14 protein-coding genes are annotated in these 19514 nt (G+C 62.4%); 10 read left to right on the top strand and 4 right to left on the bottom strand.

The genetic code is table 11. The features are described from left to right. Window positions 1-17: 17 nt before the first annotated feature. A complete protein-coding gene (locus tag ACQ4WO_RS00450; RefSeq protein ID WP_436479789.1) occupies window positions 18-707 on the bottom strand; it encodes a 2OG-Fe(II) oxygenase in 690 nt (229 codons plus the stop codon). Beyond that, complete coding sequence (gene ada / locus ACQ4WO_RS00445) at window positions 704-1759, bottom strand: bifunctional DNA-binding transcriptional regulator/O6-methylguanine-DNA methyltransferase Ada (protein WP_436479788.1); 1056 nt, start codon at window positions 1757-1759, stop codon at window positions 704-706. Before ada ends, ACQ4WO_RS00450 begins: the two co-directional genes overlap by 4 nt. Before the next feature lie 341 nt (window positions 1760-2100). Between ada and hutC the strand changes: the two genes are divergently transcribed. The 8 genes from hutC (at window position 2101) to ACQ4WO_RS00405 (ending at window position 12811) form a co-directional block, all read left to right on the top strand. Then, window positions 2101-2820 (top strand): histidine utilization transcriptional repressor HutC, encoded by a 720-nt coding sequence (hutC, locus tag ACQ4WO_RS00440; RefSeq protein WP_034746253.1) that lies wholly within the window; start codon window positions 2101-2103, stop codon window positions 2818-2820. A gap of 451 nt (window positions 2821-3271) precedes the next feature. After that, window positions 3272-6595, top strand: a complete 3324-nt coding sequence (locus ACQ4WO_RS00435) for a PAS domain-containing hybrid sensor histidine kinase/response regulator (protein WP_436479787.1) — start codon at window positions 3272-3274, stop codon at window positions 6593-6595. 70 nt (window positions 6596-6665) lie between these two features. Continuing rightward, window positions 6666-7124 carry a response regulator gene (locus ACQ4WO_RS00430; RefSeq protein WP_436479786.1) on the top strand — a complete coding sequence of 153 codons (459 nt, stop codon included), beginning with the start codon at window positions 6666-6668 and terminating at the stop codon, window positions 7122-7124. 314 nt (window positions 7125-7438) lie between these two features. Further along, window positions 7439-7765 (top strand): thioredoxin TrxA, encoded by a 327-nt coding sequence (gene trxA / locus ACQ4WO_RS00425; RefSeq protein WP_034780502.1) that lies wholly within the window; start codon window positions 7439-7441, stop codon window positions 7763-7765. A gap of 155 nt (window positions 7766-7920) precedes the next feature. Beyond that, a complete protein-coding gene (gene rho, locus ACQ4WO_RS00420; protein ID WP_034746249.1) occupies window positions 7921-9183 on the top strand; it encodes a transcription termination factor Rho in 1263 nt (420 codons plus the stop codon). A 293-nt stretch (window positions 9184-9476) separates the two neighbouring features. Next, window positions 9477-9746, top strand: coding sequence for a type B 50S ribosomal protein L31 (locus tag ACQ4WO_RS00415; protein ID WP_034746247.1), 270 nt, complete (start codon window positions 9477-9479; stop codon window positions 9744-9746). A gap of 151 nt (window positions 9747-9897) precedes the next feature. After that, the gene (locus ACQ4WO_RS00410; protein ID WP_436479785.1) at window positions 9898-11622 is read left to right on the top strand and encodes an ArnT family glycosyltransferase; all 1725 of its coding nucleotides are present in this window, start codon (window positions 9898-9900) and stop codon (window positions 11620-11622) included. A gap of 199 nt (window positions 11623-11821) precedes the next feature. Next, a complete protein-coding gene (locus ACQ4WO_RS00405; RefSeq protein WP_436479784.1) occupies window positions 11822-12811 on the top strand; it encodes a choice-of-anchor A family protein in 990 nt (329 codons plus the stop codon). 73 nt (window positions 12812-12884) lie between these two features. Here ACQ4WO_RS00405 and ACQ4WO_RS00400 read toward each other — a convergent pair whose 3' ends face one another. Continuing rightward, a complete protein-coding gene (locus tag ACQ4WO_RS00400; protein ID WP_436479783.1) occupies window positions 12885-14564 on the bottom strand; it encodes an AMP-binding protein in 1680 nt (559 codons plus the stop codon). Between the two features lie 133 nt (window positions 14565-14697). Here ACQ4WO_RS00400 and ACQ4WO_RS00395 point away from each other — a divergent pair, with 133 nt between their 5' ends. Both ACQ4WO_RS00395 and ACQ4WO_RS00390 read left to right on the top strand, forming a co-directional pair. Then, window positions 14698-17055: a DNA polymerase II gene (locus ACQ4WO_RS00395; RefSeq protein WP_436479782.1), complete on the top strand. Its 2358-nt coding sequence runs from the start codon at window positions 14698-14700 to the stop codon at window positions 17053-17055. Window positions 17056-17328: 273 nt separating this feature from the next. Then, window positions 17329-18645, top strand: a complete 1317-nt coding sequence (locus tag ACQ4WO_RS00390; RefSeq protein ID WP_436479781.1) for an enoyl ACP reductase FabMG family protein — start codon at window positions 17329-17331, stop codon at window positions 18643-18645. Between the two features lie 66 nt (window positions 18646-18711). On the opposite strand, the gene ACQ4WO_RS00385 is transcribed toward ACQ4WO_RS00390, so the two are convergent. Further along, the gene (locus ACQ4WO_RS00385; RefSeq protein WP_436479780.1) at window positions 18712-19476 is read right to left on the bottom strand and encodes an SDR family oxidoreductase; all 765 of its coding nucleotides are present in this window, start codon (window positions 19474-19476) and stop codon (window positions 18712-18714) included. Between the last annotated feature and the right edge of the window lie 38 nt (window positions 19477-19514).

The following is a 19514-nucleotide window of genomic DNA, read 5'->3' as shown; positions in this document are numbered from 1 at the left end:
AGGATCACACGTACTGCTCAGCTCGCATCATGGAAAATGATGCCCAGGGTGTGACGCAAGCCCGAACGCAGGCGCGACACGCCGTGGCGCATGTTCACGCGGTAACTGCCGCGCGTGCCGTTCACGGGGCGCAGCGCAACGGGAAAGAGGACGGCGTCGCCCTGCGCCAGCGGCACGACCTCGGCGCGCGACTGCATGCGCGGGCGCTGCTCCGTCAGCACGAACTCGCCACCCGTGAAATCGTCTTGCGGGCGCGACAGCAACACGGCCAGCTGCAGCGGAAACACGTGCTCGCCATACAGGTCCTGGTGCAAACAGTTGTAATCGCCCTCGCGGTAGCGCAGCAACAAAGGCGTGGGCAGGGTTTGCCCGGCCGCATGGCAGCGCGCGAGGAAGTCGACGTGGCTGGACGGAAAGCGCGTCTCGATGCCCATGGCGGCGTGCCAGCGGTTGGCAATCGCCGCCAAGGGAGGATACAAGCCCGTGCGCAAGGCGGGCACCACATCCGGCAGCGGATGCGCCCAATACTGGTACTCGCCCTGTCCAAAACCGTGGCGCTGCATCACCACACGGCTGCGAAAGCGCGACGCGTCGTCGTACTGTGCCGCCAGCGCCGCGCACTGCGCGGGATTGAGCAAGCCCGGCAGGACGGCGCAGCCATGCGCATTCAGCTCATCTTCGATCCGCTGCCAATCGAGCGCCCTCACCGCTCGCCCTCGCGCTCGAGCAGCGCCTGCTTGCGCTCCACGCCCCAGCGGTAGCCGGACAGCGCGCCATCGTTGCGCACCACCCGGTGGCAGGGAATGGCGACGGCCAGCGCATTGGCCGCGCAGGCACCGGCCACGGCGCGCGCGCCTTGCGGGGCGCCGATGCGCCGCGCCAGCTCGGCATAGCTGACCGTGCTGCCGGCGGGAATCTCGCGCAAGGCTTGCCAGACGCGCTGCTGGAACACGGTGCCGCGCACGTCGAGCGGCAAGTCCAGTCCCAGGCCCGGCGCCTCGACCAGGCCGACCACCTGCGCCACCGTCTGTTCATAGTCGGCTTCCGCGCCGCGCAGCTCGGCTTGAGGAAAACGGTCCTGCAAGTCGCGCAGCAGCACTTCCGGATCGTCATCGATGAGAATGGCGCAAATGCCCTTGTCCGTGCTGGCCACGAGAATGGCGCCCAGCGAGCAGGCGCCAATCGCAAAACGGATCACGGCGCCGCTGCCGCCGGCGCGAAAGGCTCCCGGCGTCATGCCCAGCAAACCCGCCGTGGCCGCATACAGGCGGCCGCTGGAATTGAAGCCGGCCGCATACAAGGTTTCCGTGACGTTTGCCGCGCCCTGCAAGCCGGCCTTCAGGCGCTCGCCGCGCCGCGCCGCCGCGTACGCTTTCGGCGTGATGCCCGTGTGCGCCTTGAAGACGCGGTGGAAGTGAAAGCGGCTCATGCCGGCGGCCTGCGCCAGCGCATCCAGATCGGGCAGCTCGTCGCTGGCGTCGATCAAACGGCAGATGTCGGCCACGATGGCCGCCTGGCGCTGGGCCAGCGGCGGCAGGTTCGGCTTGCAGCGCAAACAGGGGCGAAAGCCGGCCGCCTCCGCTTGCTCGCAACTGGCGTGGAAGGCCACGTTGCGGCGCAAGGCGGGGCGCGCGGCGCAGGAGGGCCGGCAATACACGCCCGTCGTGCGCACCGAGTAATAAAAGACGCCGTCGGCATCGGGCGTGCGCCGCTGCAGGGCATCCCAGCGTTCATCGTCAGTCAGGTAAGCGTGTTCCATGGCGAACTCCGTGCAAGTCAATATTAAGAGCCTATCCCAGTAGATGAATACATCCCCTGCTGGCGCCCCTCAGAAGCGGGGACGGCGTTGCTCGTCGTCGCGTGGCTCGCCACGCGTCCTCCTCACGCCTTGTCCGCGCTCCTGATGAACTGCCAGCAGAAGACGCTCCCTACTGGGATAGGCTCCAAGTCACCAGCATAGCCAGCACCCGCGCGCGCCACACTCCGGCGCTTGCTTTTGAATTCAAAAAAGGCTGGCGGCAGGCATCGTGCTCGGTGCTAAAATCGGCCATCGCGCCGCCAGCCGGCGGCGCGCCCTGCCCGCGCCTCGGAGAAACCGCATTGGACGATCACAATACACAAGAAAATACGCCCATTTTCCAGCGCATCAAGGATTTTCTGCTGGCCGGTATCGCCGCCGGACGCTGGAAGGAAGGCGACGTGATTCCGTCCGAGCAAGCCCTCGTAAAACAATTCGGCGTCTCGCGCATGACGGTCAACCGCGCCGTGCGCGAACTGACGAGCGAACAGGTGCTGACCCGGCGCCAGGGTTCCGGCACTTATGTGGCGCAGCAAAAATACCAGGCGACACTGTTGGAAATCAAGAGTATCGCCGATGAAGTGCGCGCGCGCGGCCATATCCACCGCAGCAGCTTGCAATTGCTGGAACGCACCAAGGCGTCCGACTTGCTGGCCAAGCAATTCGGCCTGCCGCCCGAGCACCCGCTGTTTCATTCGCTGATCGTGCATTTTGAAAACGGCGTGCCGATCCAGGTGGAAGACCGCTGGGTCAATCCCGAGTGCGCGCCCGACTACATGACACAGGATTTTTCCAGCATCACGCCGAACGAATACCTGATGGCGGCCGCGCCCCTGCAAGGCGCTACCTACAGCATCGAAGCGCTGTCTGCGCCGCGCGACATCGCCGAAATGCTGGCCATCGACACGAAACAGCCATGCCTGGTGCTGCGCCGCCAGACGCGCTCGGGCGGCAAGATCGCCTCGATCGCCACCATGTGGCATCCCGGACACCGCTATCAGTTTGCCGGCAGCTTCACTTAAGAACACCTGGAAAAACCTACTGCGCGTCGCGCTTTGCGGCCTGTGATGCTCGCTGTGCCTCAGCACAGCTGCGCTTCTCGTCCACAAATCGCTGCCGCTCGCTACGGTTTTATCAGGTGTTCTGCAGATCGCTGATTCCGTAGCACGATTTCGCGCCAACTTTCTCTCGGATTCTCACCAAATCGCGAAAAAAACAGCCATTCCGGGGCAAAAAAAATCCCGTTTTGGCTGTTTCAGAACTTAACTACTGCGAGCAAATATTCGATGATATAGTTGCCGCCAGAAAGCGCCGCAGGCGTTTATTTGAGCGCGCATCATGCACTGTCAGCCCAGTTCCATCATGCCCCAGAAAGGGATGCATTTGTCGTATTGCAGCCACACGAGTTTCAGCGCATCACGCCCCCGGCGCCCTGCGCTGCACCGGCTCGCTCATACGATGCTGGCGGCAGGCATGGCGCTTTCGTTGCCGGTGCAGGCGGCGGTACACGGCATGGCGCCAACAGTGCTGTGGCCGTACGCTGCCGCCAGCGCCACCGCCCTGGCGGGAGTGGCTTGCTGGCAAGCATGGCGGCTGCGGCAACAGTTGCGCCGCCTGCTCCTGCCCGCACACACCCTGGCCGAACAGGATGCCGGGCAAGCCTTGCGCGGCGCGGCATTGGCTGGCTGGACCTGGCGGCGCCAGTCCGGGCGGCTGCAGTTCGCGCCCCAGTACCAGGACGTACTGGGCGACAAGAGCGCCAAACTCGACCATACACTGGACGAGTGGCTGGCCGAAGTGCACCGCGACGACCGCGCGCGCCTGAGCCTGGCATTTCGCCAGCATCTGGATGGCCAGGCACCCGGCACCTTCAATTGCGAATTCCGTTTGCGCCACAGCGACGGCCACTGGCGCTGGCTGCTGGCGCGCGGCGCCGTGCTGACACGCGCTTCGGATGGCGCCGCCACGCAGGCCAGCGGCATCATCTGCGATATCAGCGAACGCAAGCAGGACGAGCAATCGCGCATGCGCTCGATGCTGGAAGCGGCGCCCGAAGCCATGCTGGTGGCCGACGTCGAGGGCAAGGTGCATTACGCCAACCAGATCGGCGCGCGCTGCTTCGGCTATCCGCTGGCCGAATTGACAGGTATGTCGCTGGAGCAATTGGTACCGGAAAGCACGGCCAGCCATTCCGTGGGCGACCCGCAAGCGCGGCACAGCCTGCCGGGCCGGGTAATGATGGCGCGCCGCCGCGACGGCACGCATTTTCCTGCCAAGGTCAGCCTGTCGCCGCTGCGCATGGCCGGGCAAGTGTTTTCCATTGTCTCGCTGCGCGACATGACGCAGCGGCAACGCGCCGAGGAAGCGCTGCACGCCAGCTCGGAACGCTACCGCCTGATCGTGCAGACGGCCGCCGAAGGCATCTGGATGACGGGTGCGGACGGCAAGACCACCTTCGTCAATCCGAAGATGGCGCACATGCTCGGCTACACGGTGCAGGAAATGCTGGGCCGTCCCCTGCTCGACTTCATGGATCGCGACAGCCAGCTGCTGATGCAGCGCCGCCTGGCCAGCCACGGCAGCTTCGCCAGCCAGCCTGACCAGGTCGATTTCCGCTTCTTCCGCAAGGACCAGTCCAGCCTGTGGGGCTTGCTGTCGAGCACCAGCATCCAGTCGGACAACGGCGAGCCGGGCGGCACCCTGGCAATGATCACCGACATCACGGAACGGCGCCAGGCGTCGATCGCGCTGTCGAACTCGAGCCAGCGCATGGCGTCCGTCTTCGGCGCCGTGACGAACGGCCTGGTGGTGCAGGACAGCCACGGCCACATCCTGGAAAGCAACGCCGCCGCCGAGCGCATGCTGGCGGCCAGTCCGGCCGGCAACAGCCTGTGGCAAGCCATCCACGAGGACGGCTCCCCCTTCGACCAGCGCAGCCATCCCGTGCACATCACCCTGTCGACGGGTGTCGCCATGCGCGACGTGCTGATGGGCGTGCAGCAGCCCGACGGCAGCCTGTCGTGGCTGTCCGTAAATACCGAGGCCATCCGCGATGAGTACGGCAAGGTGGGCATGGTGGTGGCCAGCCTGACCGACATCACGTATCACAAGCGCAGCGAAAGCGCCTTGCGTGAACTCAATGAACATCTGGAAGAGCGCGTGGCGCAGCGCACCGAACAGCTCGACCAGGCCAAGCAGGTGGCCGAAGAAGCGAGCCTGGCAAAGGGGCAATTCCTGGCCAACATGAGCCATGAAATCCGCACGCCGATGAATGGCGTGATCGGCATGGCGTATCTGGCCCTGAAAACCGACCTGGAACCGCGCCAGCGCGATTACCTGGAAAAAATCCGTTTTGCCGGAGAACACTTGCTGGGCATCATCGACGATATCCTCGACATCTCGAAAATCGAGGCGGGCAAGCTGGAGATCGAGCGCGTCAACTTCAGTTTCGACCATGTCGTGCAAACCCTGATGACGGTGGTGGCGCCGCGCGCCGCCGGCAAGAACCTGGAACTGCTGTTTGAAATCGACCCGCAATTGCCGGCAGTACTCGTGGGCGACCCGCTGCGCCTGGGGCAAGTGCTGATCAACTACGCCAATAACGCCATCAAGTTCAGCGAACAGGGCAGCATTACCGTGAAAGTGCGCAAGGTCGTGGCGGACGCGAAACACTGCCTGGTGCGCTTTGAAGTGTGCGACCACGGCATCGGCCTGTCGCAGGATGAAATGAGCAAGCTTTTCCAGTCCTTCCAGCAGGCCGACACCTCCACCACGCGCGAGTATGGCGGCACGGGCCTGGGCCTGGCCATCTGCAAGCAGCTGGCGCAGCTGATGGGCGGCGACGTGGGCGTCGACAGCCGCCCCGGCGCCGGCAGCACCTTCTGGTTCACGGCCAACCTGGGCATTTCCGACCAGGCGGCACCGGCCATGCTCGACAGCATGGTGCAGACGGCGGCGGCCATGCGCGCCAGCGCCGACGCGGCTCTGGTGATGCGCACGCTCAAGCATGCGCGCATCCTGCTGGTGGAAGACAATACGTTCAACCAGCAAGTGGCGCTGGAATTGCTGGAAGAAGCGGGCGCCTCCGTCTGCCTGGCCAACAATGGCGAGGAAGCGCTCGATTTGCTGCGCCAGACGCAGTTCGACTGCGTGCTGATGGACGTGCAGATGCCGCTGATGGATGGCTTGCAAGCGACGCGCCACATTCGCGCCGACCCGCAGCTGGCGCATTTGCGCGTGCTGGCCATGACAGCCACGGCCACGAGCGAAGACCGCGTGCGGTGCCTGGACGCGGGCATGGACGATTTCATTTCCAAGCCTATCCAGCCGGCCATGATGTACCAGACCATCGCCAGCTGGCTGCCGGCCCGCGAGATGCCGCAGCCACCGGCGCGCAGCCGTGCCGCGCCCGCCTTCAAGACCACCCTGGCCGGCGACCCGCAGGTGATCGACCTGTCCATCCTGGCCAAGTTGCTGGGCTACAACCCGGAAAAGGTGCGCAAGTTCGCCTTCAAGTTCCTGCAGACCACGCAGGATGGTTTTGGCGACATGGATGCCGCCCTGGCGCGCGGCGACGTGCACCAGGTGCGCGAACTGGGGCACCGCATCAAATCGTCGGCGCGCACCGTGGGCGCCCTGGGATTGGCCGAGCTGTGCCACAACCTGGAAACCCTGGCGCCGGGCGAACCGGCCGACGAGGCGGAGCGGGCACGGCGCATCGTCGCGCGCCTGTGGCCCCTGCTGGAACAGATTACCGAACAAATCATGAATAACACCAGCTTTGCCAATGACGATTAGCTACCGCCAAATTACGCTATGGCAAGGTTTCGGCATCGACAGCGATGCATATCAACAGAAAGACATGACGATGAACACTGCACCAAACCAAACAAGCGGGGAACACAATGAAGCAGGCCTGGCGCCGTTGCGCGTGCTGCTGCTGGACGACGACGTTTTCATGCTCGACGTGCTCAGCGACATGCTCGAGCAGATGGGCCCGTTCGACATCCGCTGCGAGTCGCACAGCGAACAGGCGCTGTCGACCCTGAAGCAGCACCAGCCCGACCTGCTGATCTGCGACCTGTCCATGCCCGACATCGACGGTATCGAATTCTTGCGCATGGCGGCTGAAAACGGCTTCCGCGGCGGCGTGGTCCTGCTGTCGGGCCTGCATTCGGCCGTGCGCCTGGCGGCCGAGCGCCTGGCCATGGCCAACGGCCTGCATATATTGGGCACCTTCCGCAAGCCGATGGAAAGCGCGGAATTGCAGCTGATGGTGAACTTGCAACTGCAGCACACGGCGCGTCAGGCCGGCGCGCAAGCCTGATCACAAGACCAGGCCGGGGAGACGGGCATGGCGCTGCAGGCCAGCAGGCATGCGGCTTTGCCGCCCTGCAGGCGCCTGCGGAAGCGATATGCTGGCGATATGCCTCAAGTTTTTCTGCAATAATCGCCACGCTTTGAAAAAATGGGTTATTATTTCAGCCATCCCCGCCTGCATACCTCTGGTCGCACCTTCCAAGAACATTGAAGTCGTGCCCATTGTCCCCATCTTCTAACTGCATTCCAGGAAGCATGGATGGCGAACCAGCGTATGGTTAATTCCAGGCATTATTGATCCCACCCTCATTTGAGGAAAATATGAGCGAAAATATCAAACACATTAGCGATGCATCTTTTGAAGCAGACGTCCTGAAATCCGAGTTGCCAGTACTGGTCGACTTCTGGGCAGAATGGTGCGGTCCCTGCAAGGCCATCGCCCCGATCCTGGAAGAAGTGGCCAAGGAATACGCCGGCCGCATCCAGATCGCCAAGATGGACGTGGACGCCAACCAGGCAGTACCTGCCAAGTTCGGCATCCGCGGCATCCCGACCCTGATCCTGTTCAAGGATGGTGTTGCAGCTGCTCAAAAAGTAGGCGCCATGGCCAAGGGCCAGTTGACCGCTTTCGTCGACAGCAATATTTAATGTATGATGGGCAGCGCTGCGCCCGCAGCGCCGCCTGACTGAACAACCGGGAAGCGGCTTTTCCCTCATTCGTGCACAGCCTTCCCCAATAATTAATCAACGCCACGCAGTCCCCTCCCCTACCTTTACATCCCGTCTCGGGACACTCAACACATATGCATTTATCCGAACTAAAGGCCCTACACGTATCCGCCCTGCTTGAGATGGCGATCGGTCTTGACATTGACAACGCAGCCCGCTTGCGCAAACAGGAGCTGATGTTCGCTATCCTGAAAAAACGCGCCAAGTCCGGCGAACAGATTTTTGGCGATGGCGCCCTGGAAGTGCTGCCCGACGGCTTCGGCTTCCTGCGCTCGCCCGACGCCAGCTACATGGCGTCCACCGACGACATTTACATCTCCCCTTCGCAAATCCGCCGCTTCAATCTGCACACCGGCGATTCGATCGAAGGCGAGGTACGGACCCCGAAAGATGGCGAACGCTATTTCGCATTGGTCAAAGTCGACAAGGTCAACGGCGAATCGCCGGAGATGTCGAAACACCGCATCCTGTTTGAAAACCTGACGCCGCTGCACCCGAACGAGCCGCTGCGCCTGGAACGTGAAATGAATGGCCAGGAAAACATCACCGGCCGCATCATCGACCTGATCGCCCCGATCGGCAAAGGCCAGCGCGGCTTGCTGGTGGCGTCGCCGAAATCCGGTAAATCCGTGATCCTGCAGCACATCGCGCATGCGATCACGGCAAATCACCCGGATATCACCCTGATCGTGCTGCTGATTGACGAACGTCCGGAAGAAGTGACCGAAATGCAACGCTCCGTGCGCGGCGAAGTCGTCGCCTCGACCTTCGACGAGCCGGCCACGCGCCACGTGCAAGTGGCCGAGATGGTGCTGGAAAAAGCCAAGCGCCTGGTCGAAATGAAAAAAGACGTGGTCATCCTGCTCGACTCGATCACCCGTCTGGCCCGCGCCTACAACACCGTCATCCCTGCCTCGGGCAAGGTCCTGACCGGCGGTGTCGACGCGAACGCGCTGCAACGTCCAAAACGCTTCTTCGGCGCCGCGCGCAATATCGAAGAAGGCGGCTCGCTGACCATCATCGCCACGGCGCTGATCGAAACGGGTTCGCGCATGGATGACGTGATCTTTGAAGAATTCAAGGGTACCGGCAACATGGAAGTGCATCTGGAACGCCGTCTGGCCGAGAAACGCGTCTACCCGGCAATCAACCTGAACAAATCGGGTACCCGCCGCGAAGAACTGCTGATCAAGCCGAACGAACTGCAAAAAATCTGGATCCTGCGCAAGTTGCTATACTCGATGGACGAGATCGAGGCGATGGAGTTCATTCTGGACAAGATGAAAGCCACGAAAAATAACGCCGAGTTCTTCGACATGATGCGCCGAGGGGGGTAAACCTACTGCGCGTCCCGCTCTACGGCCTGTGTTGCTCGCTGTACCTTCGTACAGCTGCGCTACTCGGCCGTATATCGGGCCTGCTCGCTACGGTTTCCCTCCCCTCGGTGGCACATATCAATGTACTACCGGCCCAAGCCGCTCATTGAGCGGCTTTTTTATTGCCTCCAGCCAGAAAGCGCTATATAATCTGCGGTTGCATTATTTTAAACCCTGGCAAGTGATCGGCAATCGGGTCAAGAAGCTGGACGACCGACGAAGTGCTGTTTGGCTACCAAACTAGAGAGAAGACCATGAAAGTCGATACCCATCCAGAATACCGCGAAGTTGTTTTCCACGATCTGTCGTGCGATTTCAAATTCGTCACCCGCTCGACCATCCAAACCCGCGAAAAAATCACCCACGACGGTAAAGAATACCCACTGGTGAAGATCGAGGTTTCGGCTGAATCGCACCCATTCTTCACGGGCAAGCACAAAATCGTCGATACCGCTGGTCGCGTCGAGAAGTTCCGTCAGAAGTTCGGTTCGGTTGGTTCGAAAACCGCAGTCGCAGCAGGCTAATTTTTGCCGCTTTGCGGCAAAAAAGGGCAGCTTCGGCTACCAGAGAAAAGGCAGCCACGGCTGCCTTTTTTGTCTTTGGCCGCTTTACTTTATACTCGCGCATACCCGACGCCATTCGTCGCGTCTTGCCACTATTCTGATACAACTATCGATGAAGCCAGTCCGCCTTCCCGCCGCTGCCACACTCGCGCTGCCACGATGGGCCTTGTTTGCACTCGGCCTGCTGTACATCCTGCCTGGCCTGATCGGCCGCGAACCGTGGAAGAACGATGACGCCGCCAGTTTCGGCATCATGTGGACCATGGCGCATGGCGGCCTGAACGACTGGCTGTGGCCCAACATCGCCGGCCTGTCGCAGCCCGATGAAGGCCCGCTGGCCTTCTGGCTGGGCGCCATCTTCATCAAACTGTTCGGCTGGATCGACGGCGACGTCTTCGGCGCGCGCATGTCGACCATCGGCATCTTCGTCGTCAGCACCCTGTCTGTCTGGTACACGGCCTTCAACCTGGGCCGCCGCAACGACGCCCAGCCGCTGCGCCTGGCCTTCGGCGGCCAGCCCGAGCCGGACGACTTCGGCCGCACCCTGGCCGATGCCGCCGTCCTCATCTACCTGGGCTGCCTGGGCTTGCTGCAGCACAGCCACGACATCACGGCCGAAGCGCTGTACGTGTCCCTGATGGCCTATTTGCTGTACCGCGCCGTGCGCTACGTGGAAGGCCCGTCCGTGCGCAATGCAGCGCTGCTGGGCCTGGCGCTGGGCGGCCTGACCCTCGCGCGCGGCTGGATCACGCCGGCGGCGCTGAGCATCTCCCTGCTGCTGTGCACCGTCTTCCTGCGCCTGCCGCTGCTGCGCAGCGTGCGCCACCTGGCGCTGGCCATCGTGATCGGCGCCGCGCTGACCCTCGTCTGGCTGCTGCCGGGCGAATGGCTGCGTCCTTACGGCCATTCGCCGCTGCAAGCGTGGATGGAATGGAATTGGCGCCAGCTCAGCGCTCCGAGCCTGATCAGCCTGCAGTATTTCTTGCGTGTCGGCATCTGGTTCTTCTGGCCCGCCTGGCCTTTCGCCGCCTGGGCCGTGTATGCCTGGCGCCGCCAGCACCACGTGCTGCACATCGTCGTGCCGCTGACCTTTGTCGCCATGCTGGCCATCCTGGGCCTGTGCCATCCCGATCCCGACCCGAGTCAGCTGCTGCCGCTGCTGCCGCCGCTGGCCGTGATGGCCGCGTTCGGCTTGCTGACCATGAAACGGGGCGCCATCAACGCCATCGACTGGTTCTCCGTGATGGTGCTGACCATCTGCGCCCTCGCGCTGTGGCTGTTCTGGTTCGCCATCCTGACGGGCTGGCCGCCGAAACTGTCGCATAACGCCCTGAAACTCATGCCCGGCTTCAAGCCCGAGCTGGACTTGCTGGCCTTCTTCGTCGCCGCCTGCGCCAGCGCGGGCTGGGTGGCGCTCGTGCACTGGCGCATCTCGCGCCAGCCGGCCGTACTGTGGCGCGCCGTGGTGCTGTCGTCCGGCGGCCTGATCCTGATCTGGGTGCTGATCATGACCTTGTTCCTGCCGCCGCTGAACTACAGCAAGAGCTACGCCAGCGTGGCGCACCAGATTTCCGTCCACCTGCCGCCAGGCAGCAAGTGCATCAACAGCAACGTCGGCGCCGCCCAGCGCGCCTCGTTCGCCTACTTCGGCCACCTGCCGTTTGCCAGCGTAGGGCAGCAGGAATGCGATGTGTTCTTGCTGCAAGACAGCATCAAGGTTCCCGACAACAAGGAAAAGCTGCCCGAGCATCACGGCGCGGACTGGATCAAGCTGTGGGAAGGGCGCCGCCCCACGGATGACGTGGAACGTTTCCGCCTGTACCAGCGCGTCAGGTAAGCAGCAAAAAAAACCGGGCCAGCCCGGTTTTTTTATGTCCGCCAGACAATTGCTGCCCGTAGGAAAAGTGTTGCCTTAAAATATAGTTAATTACCTAAATTGAACTAGAATTGCTTTTTATATTATAATAGCGGACTGCGCGATAGCGGTGTCTTGCTTTCCCGCCCTAATCGTCCCCCAATTTACTATGAGATTGTCCATGAAATTATTTGCTACCCGCACCTTGCCGCTCATCAGCGCCGCCCTGTTCGCTTTCTCCTTCAGCGCGTCGGCCCAGGCTACCGTGGTTGACCTTGGCGTCGCCAATGGCTACTCGGCCTTCATCTTCGGCAACATCGGCAGCAGCGGCGCCAGCGGCTTTACCAGCGTCGGTGGCAGCATCGCCGCTGGCGGCAATATCTACCTGGACAACTACAACGTTGGCACGAACAAAAAGCCAGGCAGCGCCGTCAATTCCGTCGTTGCTGGCGGCAACCTGAACACGGGCTGGGGCACGCTCGGCGGTTCGGCCGTGTACGGCGTCAGCAACCCCAATGCCACCCTGACGGCACCACAATGGTTCCCAACCAACAACATCAGCAAAGGCAACGCGTCCACCCTGGACTTCGCGGGCGCCAAGCAGCAATTGGCGACCCTGTCGGGTGACGTGGCCAAGCTGCAATCGAACGGCACCGTGATCTCGCAATACGGCAACATGACCCTGGTAGGCAATGTCAACGCCGACGTGAATATTTTCAACATCGACGCGTCGAACCTGCATAACCTGACCCTGGACCTGTCCTCGCTGAAAAGCACGGCCAGCATCATCATCAACGGCACGGCCACCAACATCACCATGAGCGGCGGCTTCGACAATTTCGCCAGCTTCGCCAACCGCACGCTGTTCAACTTCGCCAACGCCACCACCACCAACCTGCAGAACGTCGGCATCAACGGCAGCATCCTGGCGCCGAACAGCGCATTCTCGGGTTCGGGCGACATGAACGGCACGCTGATCGCCAATTCGGTCAGCTCGATCAATTATGGCCACGTCGCGATGAACGGTGCCGGCTTCAACACGGTCAACGTGTCGGCCGTGCCGGAACCAGGCACCTACGCCATGCTGCTGGCCGGCCTGGGCTTGCTGGCATTCCTGCGCCGCCGCACGCCAGCGCGCGCACCGCAAGCCGCGATGGCCGCCATGGCTTGAGCTTTACGCTGAATCCATAAAAAACACCGGGCCGCGCGAGCATCCCGGTGTTTTTTATGGGCTGGCGAAAACCCTACTCCGTGCTCAAGCCCAGATCCGTCGCCACCTGCTTGCGCAAGACATATTTCTGGATCTTGCCCGTCACCGTCATGGGGAATTCCTCGACGAAACGCACGTAGCGGGGAATCTTGTAATAGGCGATCTGTCCATCGCAAAAAGCGCGGATGTCGTCGCTGGTGGCCTGTGTGCCGGGCCGCAAGATAATGCAAGCGCATAACTCTTCGCCATACTTGGCGTCCGGCACGCCCACGCACTGCACGTCGAGCACGCTCGGGTGGCGGTACAGGAATTCCTCGACTTCGCGCGGGTAGATGTTTTCGCCGCCGCGTATCACCATGTCCTTCGAACGGCCGACGATGCTGCAAAAGCCGTTGGCGTCGATCACGGCCAGGTCGCCCGTGTGCATCCAGCGCGCCGCGTCGATGGCCTCGCCGGTTTTTTCAGGATCGCCCCAGTAGCCCTGCATCACGGAATAGCCGCGCGTGAGCAATTCGCCCTTCTCGCCGCGCGGCACGATCCGGCCTTCCGCATCGATGATTTTCACTTCCAGGTGCGGGTGGACCCGGCCGATGGACGACACGCGCATTTCGCGCGGGTCCTCGATCGACGTCTGGAAGCTGACGGGCGACGTTTCCGTCATGCCATACGCAATCGTGATCTCGGCCATATGCATCAATTCGATGACCCGCGTCATGACTTCCATCGGGCATGGCGAACCGGCCATGATGCCGGTACGCAAGTTCGACAGATCGTATTGCTTGAAGTCGGGATGGTCGAGGATGGCGATGAACATGGTCGGCACGCCATGCAAGCCCGTGCAGCGCTCCGCTTGCACGGTTTCCAGCACGGCTTTCGGATCGAAGCCTTCGCCGGGAAACACCATGGCCGCGCCATGCGTGACGCAGGCCAGATTGCCCAGCACCATACCGAAGCAGTGGTACAGGGGCACGGGTATGCACAGGCGGTCCTGTTCGGTGAGGCGCATGGCTTCGCCAATAAAAAAGCCGTTGTTCAGGATATTGTGATGCGTCAAGGTGGCGCCTTTCGGCGCGCCCGTCGTGCCGGACGTGAACTGAATGTTGACGGCGTCGTCAAATTGCAAGCCAGCGCTCACTTCTTCCAGGTGCGCCAGGTCGGCGTCGGCAATGCCGTCCATCAGGGCGTCAAAGTTGTGCATGCCCGGCGTGGCGGCCGCGCCCAGGCGGATGACGTGGCGCAACTGCGGTAGGCGCGGCGACTGCAGGGCGCCGGCGCGCGAACGGGCGATTTCCGGCACCACGTCCTGCACAATGGCCAGATAGTCGCTGGACTTGAAGCTGGGCGACAGGATCAGCGCGCTGCATTGCACCTTGTCGAGCACGTATTCGAGTTCCGAGCGCCGGTAGGCGGGGTTGATGTTGACCATGATCAAGCCGGCTTTCGCCGTGGCAAACTGGGTCAATACCCATTCGGCGCAATTTTGCGACCAGATGCCGACCCGGTCACCAGGCTGCAAGCCCAGTTTCAGCAAGCCGGCGGCCAGCCGGTGCACGCGCTGCTGGAATTCAAGATACGTCCAGCGCACGTTCTGGTGCGCCACGATCAGGGCGTCGTGCTGGCCATAGCGGGCGGCAATGCCGTCCAGGTAGGCGCCTATGGTAGCACCGATCAACGGCGTCTCGTGGGCGCCGTGTACATAACTGATTGCTTGCATGCTGTCTCCGGGGTGGGTGGCGCGGCGCGCTCTTGTTATCGTCTTCGATGCAGAAAATTATAGCCGCAACCGTCCCCGCCCTGCGTCAGCTTGCTGTAATGTGCAGGCCAGCACATCCGACACTCACGGCACCATGACAGGCAACACCCAGCACACGCCCGAACAGGGCTTCATCCTGACCCGCCACTGGCGCGACACGAGCGCCGGCACGGAAGTCGATTTCTGGCTGGCAACGGATGCCGGGCCCCGCCACGTGCGCCTGCCCGTACAGACGGCCGTCGCCTTCCTTCCCATGGAGCAACAGGAACAGGCGCAACAGCTGCTGCGCGGCGAACGCCATGCGGAGCTGCGGCCCCTGTCGCTGTGCGATTTTCACCACCGTCCCGTACTGGGCCTGTACTGCAAGCAATACCGGCATTTGCTGAAGCTGGAAAAGCAGTTGCGCGCGCACGGCGTCGACGTGTACGAAGCCGACATCCGTCCGCCCGAGCGCTACCTGATGGAGCGTTTCATCACGGCGCCGGTCACGTTCAGCGGAGAAACTGAAGTACAGCTGAAACCGGCGCCCGGCTACCGCCCCACATTAAAACTGGTGTCGCTCGATATCGAGACGACGGCGCATGGCGAACTGTATTCGCTGGCCCTGGAAGGCTGCGGCCAGCGCCAGGTCTACATGCTGGGGCCGCCAAACGGCGGCGATGACGCCCTGGACTTCGACCTCGAATACTGCGACAGCCGCGCACAAATCCTCGAGCGCCTGAACATCTGGATGGAGCGCCACGATCCCGACGCCATCATCGGCTGGAACCTGGTGCAGTTCGACTTGCGCGTGCTGCGCCAGCACGCCGAGCGCTGCCAGGTGCCATTGAAACTGGGACGCGGCGGCGCCGTCATGGAATGGCGCGAACACGGCGGCAAACAGGAACACTATTTTGCGGCCGCTGCGGGACGGTTGATCATCGACGGTATCGAAGCCTTGAAATCGGCGACGTGGAATTTTTCTTCGTTCAGCCTGGAAAACGTGGCGCAGACGCTCTTGGGCGAAGGCAAGTCCATCGACAACCCCTACCAGCGCATGGCCGAGATCGACCGGCGTTTCCGCGAAGACAAGCCGGCGCTGGCCCGCTACAACCTCAAGGATTGCGAACTGGTCACGCGCATCTTCGCGAAAACCGAGTTGCTGACCTTCTTGCTGGAACGGGCCAGCGTGACGGGCCTGGCGGCCGACCGCAGCGGCGGCTCCGTGGCCGCCTTCGAGCATTTGTACTTGCCGCTGATGCACCGGCAGGGTTATGTGGCGCCCAACCTGGGCGATGTCTCCGGCGAAAACAGCCCGGGCGGCTTCGTCATGGATTCCCAGTCGGGCCTGTACGATTCCGTGCTCGTGCTCGACTACAAAAGCCTGTACCCGTCCATCATCCGCACCTTCCTCATCGACCCCGTGGGCCTGGTGGTGGGCACGGGTGGCGATGAAGCCGATACCGTGCCCGGCTACCGGGGCGCGCAGTTTTCACGCATCAAACATTGCCTGCCAGCCATCGTGAAGCAGGTGTGGCAGGGGCGCGAAACGGCCAAGCGCGAACGCAACGCGCCGCTGTCGCAAGCGCTAAAAATCATCATGAACGCGTTCTATGGCGTGCTGGGATCGAGCGGCTGCCGCTTTTTCGATCCGCGCCTGGCGTCGTCGATCACCCTGCGCGGCCATGACATCATGCACCGCACGCGCGAATTGATCACCGGACACGGTTATCAGGTGATCTATGGCGACACGGATTCCACGTTTGTGTGGCTGAAAACGGCGCATACGGATGAAGAGGCGGGCAAGATCGGCCGCACCCTGGTGACACACGTGAATACCTGGTGGAATACATACTTGCGCGACGAATTCGGCCTCGAGAATGCGCTGGAGCTGGAATTCGAGACGCATTACCGGCGTTTCCTGATGCCCACCATCCGCGGCTCGGAAGAAGGCAGCAAGAAGCGCTATGCGGGCCTGGTCGGCAAACCCGATGGCAGCGAGGAGATGGTCTACAAGGGCCTGGAAACGGTGCGCAGCGACTGGACGCCGCTGGCGCAGCAATTCCAGCAGGACTTGTACCGCCGCATCTTCCAGCGCGCCGCCTATCAGGACTATGTGCGTGACTACGTGACGCGCACCGTGCGCGGCGAATTCGACGCTTTATTGGTCTACCGCAAGCGCCTGCGCCGTCCGCTCGATGATTACCGGCGCAACGTGCCGCCCCACGTGCGCGCGGCGCGCACGGCCGACGCCTACAACAAGTCGCAGGGCCGGCCGCTGCAATACCAGAATGGCGGCTGGATCAGCTATGTCATCACGGTGGCGGGGCCGGAACCGCTGGAAACGCAGCGTTCGCCCATCGACTACCACCATTACCTGACGCGCCAGCTGCAACCGGTGGCCGACGCCATCCTGCCGTTCCTGGGCGACGATTTTTCGCGCCTCGTGTCGGGCCAGCAGGATTTGTTTTAGATCAATTTTTCTGACCTGGGTGGCCAAGCTGAGGTAATATCGGCGCCTTCCGGGCTTATCTGACCCTGTCCGCAGGCGCTGTGCGCCGTGGCAGCGTAAAATACGCCATGGCGAAAGAATAAGAGCTGCATGCAGAAGAAGATGCCATTCCAGACGAGAATCGTTCGCAACAGAATTTTCCTCGCTGAAATGGCGCATAATTTACAACTATGTTGAACCAGCGGGCAGTCGCACCAGCCATCTGCCCTGCTAATTTTAGAATGAATTGACACCATGACCGAGATCACGTCCTTAAGAGACATCCCGCAAAAAAATATCTTCCGCAAGGGCGACACCTTTGTGCTGTTCGGCGAGCTGTTCGGCCGCGGCTATGTAAATGGCTTGCTGGACGAAGCGCGCAAGGCGGGCATGAATATCGTCGGCATGACGGTCGGCCGCCGCGATGAAAACATGGCGCTGCGCCCGCTGAACGCGGAAGAGCTGGCCGAAGCGGAAGCCAACCTGGGCGGCCGCATCATCAACGTGCCGCTGATGGCCGGTTTCGACCTCGACGCGCCAGCCGGCGAACCGACGCCGACGGCGCTGCTGGCCGACATGACCCTGAAGAGCTGGCAAGAAGACAAGCTGGACTGGGCGCAGATCGAGCGCTGCCGTGAAGCCGGCATCGCCCGCTTCAGCGCTTCCGTGGCCAAAGCCATGGCCGAGCTGGACAGCCTGATTCCTGACGGCAGCAATGTGTATTTCGCCCACACCATGGCCGGCGGCATTCCAAAGGTCAAAGTTTTCCTGGCGATCGCCAACCGCATCTACAAAGGCCGCGGCGAGCGCTTCATGTCCTCGCGCGCCCTGCTCGACAGCGACCTGGGCAAGCTGATCCTGATGAACTTCGACGAAGTCACGGCCAACACCCTGCAGCACCTGATCGACGGCAGCGCCGCCATCCGCGCCCGCATCGAGCAAACGGGCGGCCAGGTGCGCTACAGCGCCTACGGCTACCACGGCACCGAGATCCTGATCGACGGCAAGTACCAGTGGCAAACCTACAGCAACTACACGCAAGGCCTGGCGAAGATACGCCTGGAAAACGTGGCCAAGGCCGCGTGGGACAAAGGCATCAAGGCCACCGTCTTCAATTGCCCGGAAATCCGCACGAACTCGTCCGACATTTTCGTCGGCGTGGAACTGTCGCTGTTCCCGCTGCTCGACGCACTGAAAAAAGAAGGCGGCAGCGCCTGGGCCGAAGAGCAATGGAAAATCTGCCAGGGCTTGCTGGAAGACGGCGTTTCGCTGCAAGACTTGCTCGACCGTATCGCCGCCTACAATGGCGACGCGACCAGCGTGCAATTCCGCAACTTCGCCGCCTGGCCGATGGACAACACGCCAGAGCTGGCCGACGTCATGATCGGCACCTCGGACGACATCACCAAGCTGCACAAGGACCGCAAGGAACTGATCACCGACCACCTGAGCTCGCTGGTTCTGGAAGGCACGGGCCCGCTGATGTTCCACACCATGTCGGAACCGCCAGCACCGGTCGTCTGGCTCAACCACGACATCATCGCGCGCCAGCTGAACTCGGCTCACAACTGAGCTTGATGTAGCAGTACAACACCGACGGCCCGGCTCATCCCCGGGCCGTCGGCGTTTCAAGCCGACTTAGGTGCGCACGATGGACACGCCACCGTCGGCCAGCAGCGCCGTGCCGGTAGTAAAGCTCGATGCATCGGAGGCCAGATACAGCGCCGAACGGGCGATCTCGTCCGGCGAGGCCAGGCGTTTCAATGCGTGCAGTCCCGCCACGAAGGCCCGCGCCTCGGGCGTATTGGCCACTTGCCGCCCCAACGGTGTATCGGTACCGCCTGGCAACAAGGCATTCACGCGGATGCCCGCCGCGCCATACTCGGCCGCCAGAGCCTTCGTCAAGCCGATCACGCCCGCCTTGCTGGCCGCATACGCCGCCATGCCGGGCATGCCCAAGGTATGGCCGACAAACGTGGACGTGAAAATCAGCGAGCCGCCGCCGCGCGCCGCCATGGCAGGCAGCTGGTATTTGGCCGCCAGGAAGGCGCTCGTGAGATTGGTATCGACCGTCGCCCGCCAGTCTTCCAGGGCAACTTCCTGCGTGGGCCCCATGGGCCCCAGGGTGCCCGCATTATTCAAAGCGATATCGAGGCCGCCAAAGCGTTGCAGCGCCAGCGCCACGGCCCCTTGCGCGCACGCCGCGTCGCCCACATCGCCCACGCAAGCCACGGCTTGCGCGCCGCCGTCCGCCAGTTGCGCCACGAGCGCATCGAGTTCCGTCTGCCGCCGCGCCACCAGCACCAGCCGCGCGCCATGGCGGGCAAACAGCTGCGCCGCCGCATGGCCAATGCCCGAGCTGGCGCCCGTGATGATGGCGACCTTGTTTTCCAGTTGCTTCATGGGATATCCCTCCAGGTGAATGAAGGAATACGATAGGG

This window comes from Janthinobacterium aestuarii, from assembly GCF_051380835.1.
In the GTDB taxonomy this organism is placed as follows: Bacteria; Pseudomonadota; Gammaproteobacteria; order Burkholderiales; family Burkholderiaceae_D; genus Janthinobacterium; species Janthinobacterium aestuarii.
Note: the sequence above shows the minus strand (reverse complement) of the source record. Positions and strands in the feature narration are given on the sequence as shown.

Bases quoted from the DNA above. Each gene is read 5' to 3' on its own strand.
- ACQ4WO_RS00400 (WP_436479783.1), bottom strand. From the start codon at position 14,564: ATGCAAGCAATCAGTTATGTACACGGCGCCCACGAGACGCCGTTGATC.
- ada (WP_436479788.1), bottom strand. From the start codon at position 1,759: ATGGAACACGCTTACCTGACTGACGATGAACGCTGGGATGCCCTGCAG.
- ACQ4WO_RS00410 (WP_436479785.1), top strand. From the start codon at position 9,898: ATGAAGCCAGTCCGCCTTCCCGCCGCTGCCACACTCGCGCTGCCACGA.
- ACQ4WO_RS00390 (WP_436479781.1), top strand. From the start codon at position 17,329: ATGACCGAGATCACGTCCTTAAGAGACATCCCGCAAAAAAATATCTTC.
- ACQ4WO_RS00385 (WP_436479780.1), bottom strand. From the start codon at position 19,476: ATGAAGCAACTGGAAAACAAGGTCGCCATCATCACGGGCGCCAGCTCG.
- ACQ4WO_RS00395 (WP_436479782.1), top strand. From the start codon at position 14,698: ATGACAGGCAACACCCAGCACACGCCCGAACAGGGCTTCATCCTGACC.
- ACQ4WO_RS00405 (WP_436479784.1), top strand. From the start codon at position 11,822: ATGAAATTATTTGCTACCCGCACCTTGCCGCTCATCAGCGCCGCCCTG.
- ACQ4WO_RS00430 (WP_436479786.1), top strand. From the start codon at position 6,666: ATGAACACTGCACCAAACCAAACAAGCGGGGAACACAATGAAGCAGGC.
- ACQ4WO_RS00415 (WP_034746247.1), top strand. From the start codon at position 9,477: ATGAAAGTCGATACCCATCCAGAATACCGCGAAGTTGTTTTCCACGAT.
- rho (WP_034746249.1), top strand. From the start codon at position 7,921: ATGCATTTATCCGAACTAAAGGCCCTACACGTATCCGCCCTGCTTGAG.
- trxA (WP_034780502.1), top strand. From the start codon at position 7,439: ATGAGCGAAAATATCAAACACATTAGCGATGCATCTTTTGAAGCAGAC.
- ACQ4WO_RS00435 (WP_436479787.1), top strand. From the start codon at position 3,272: ATGGCGCTTTCGTTGCCGGTGCAGGCGGCGGTACACGGCATGGCGCCA.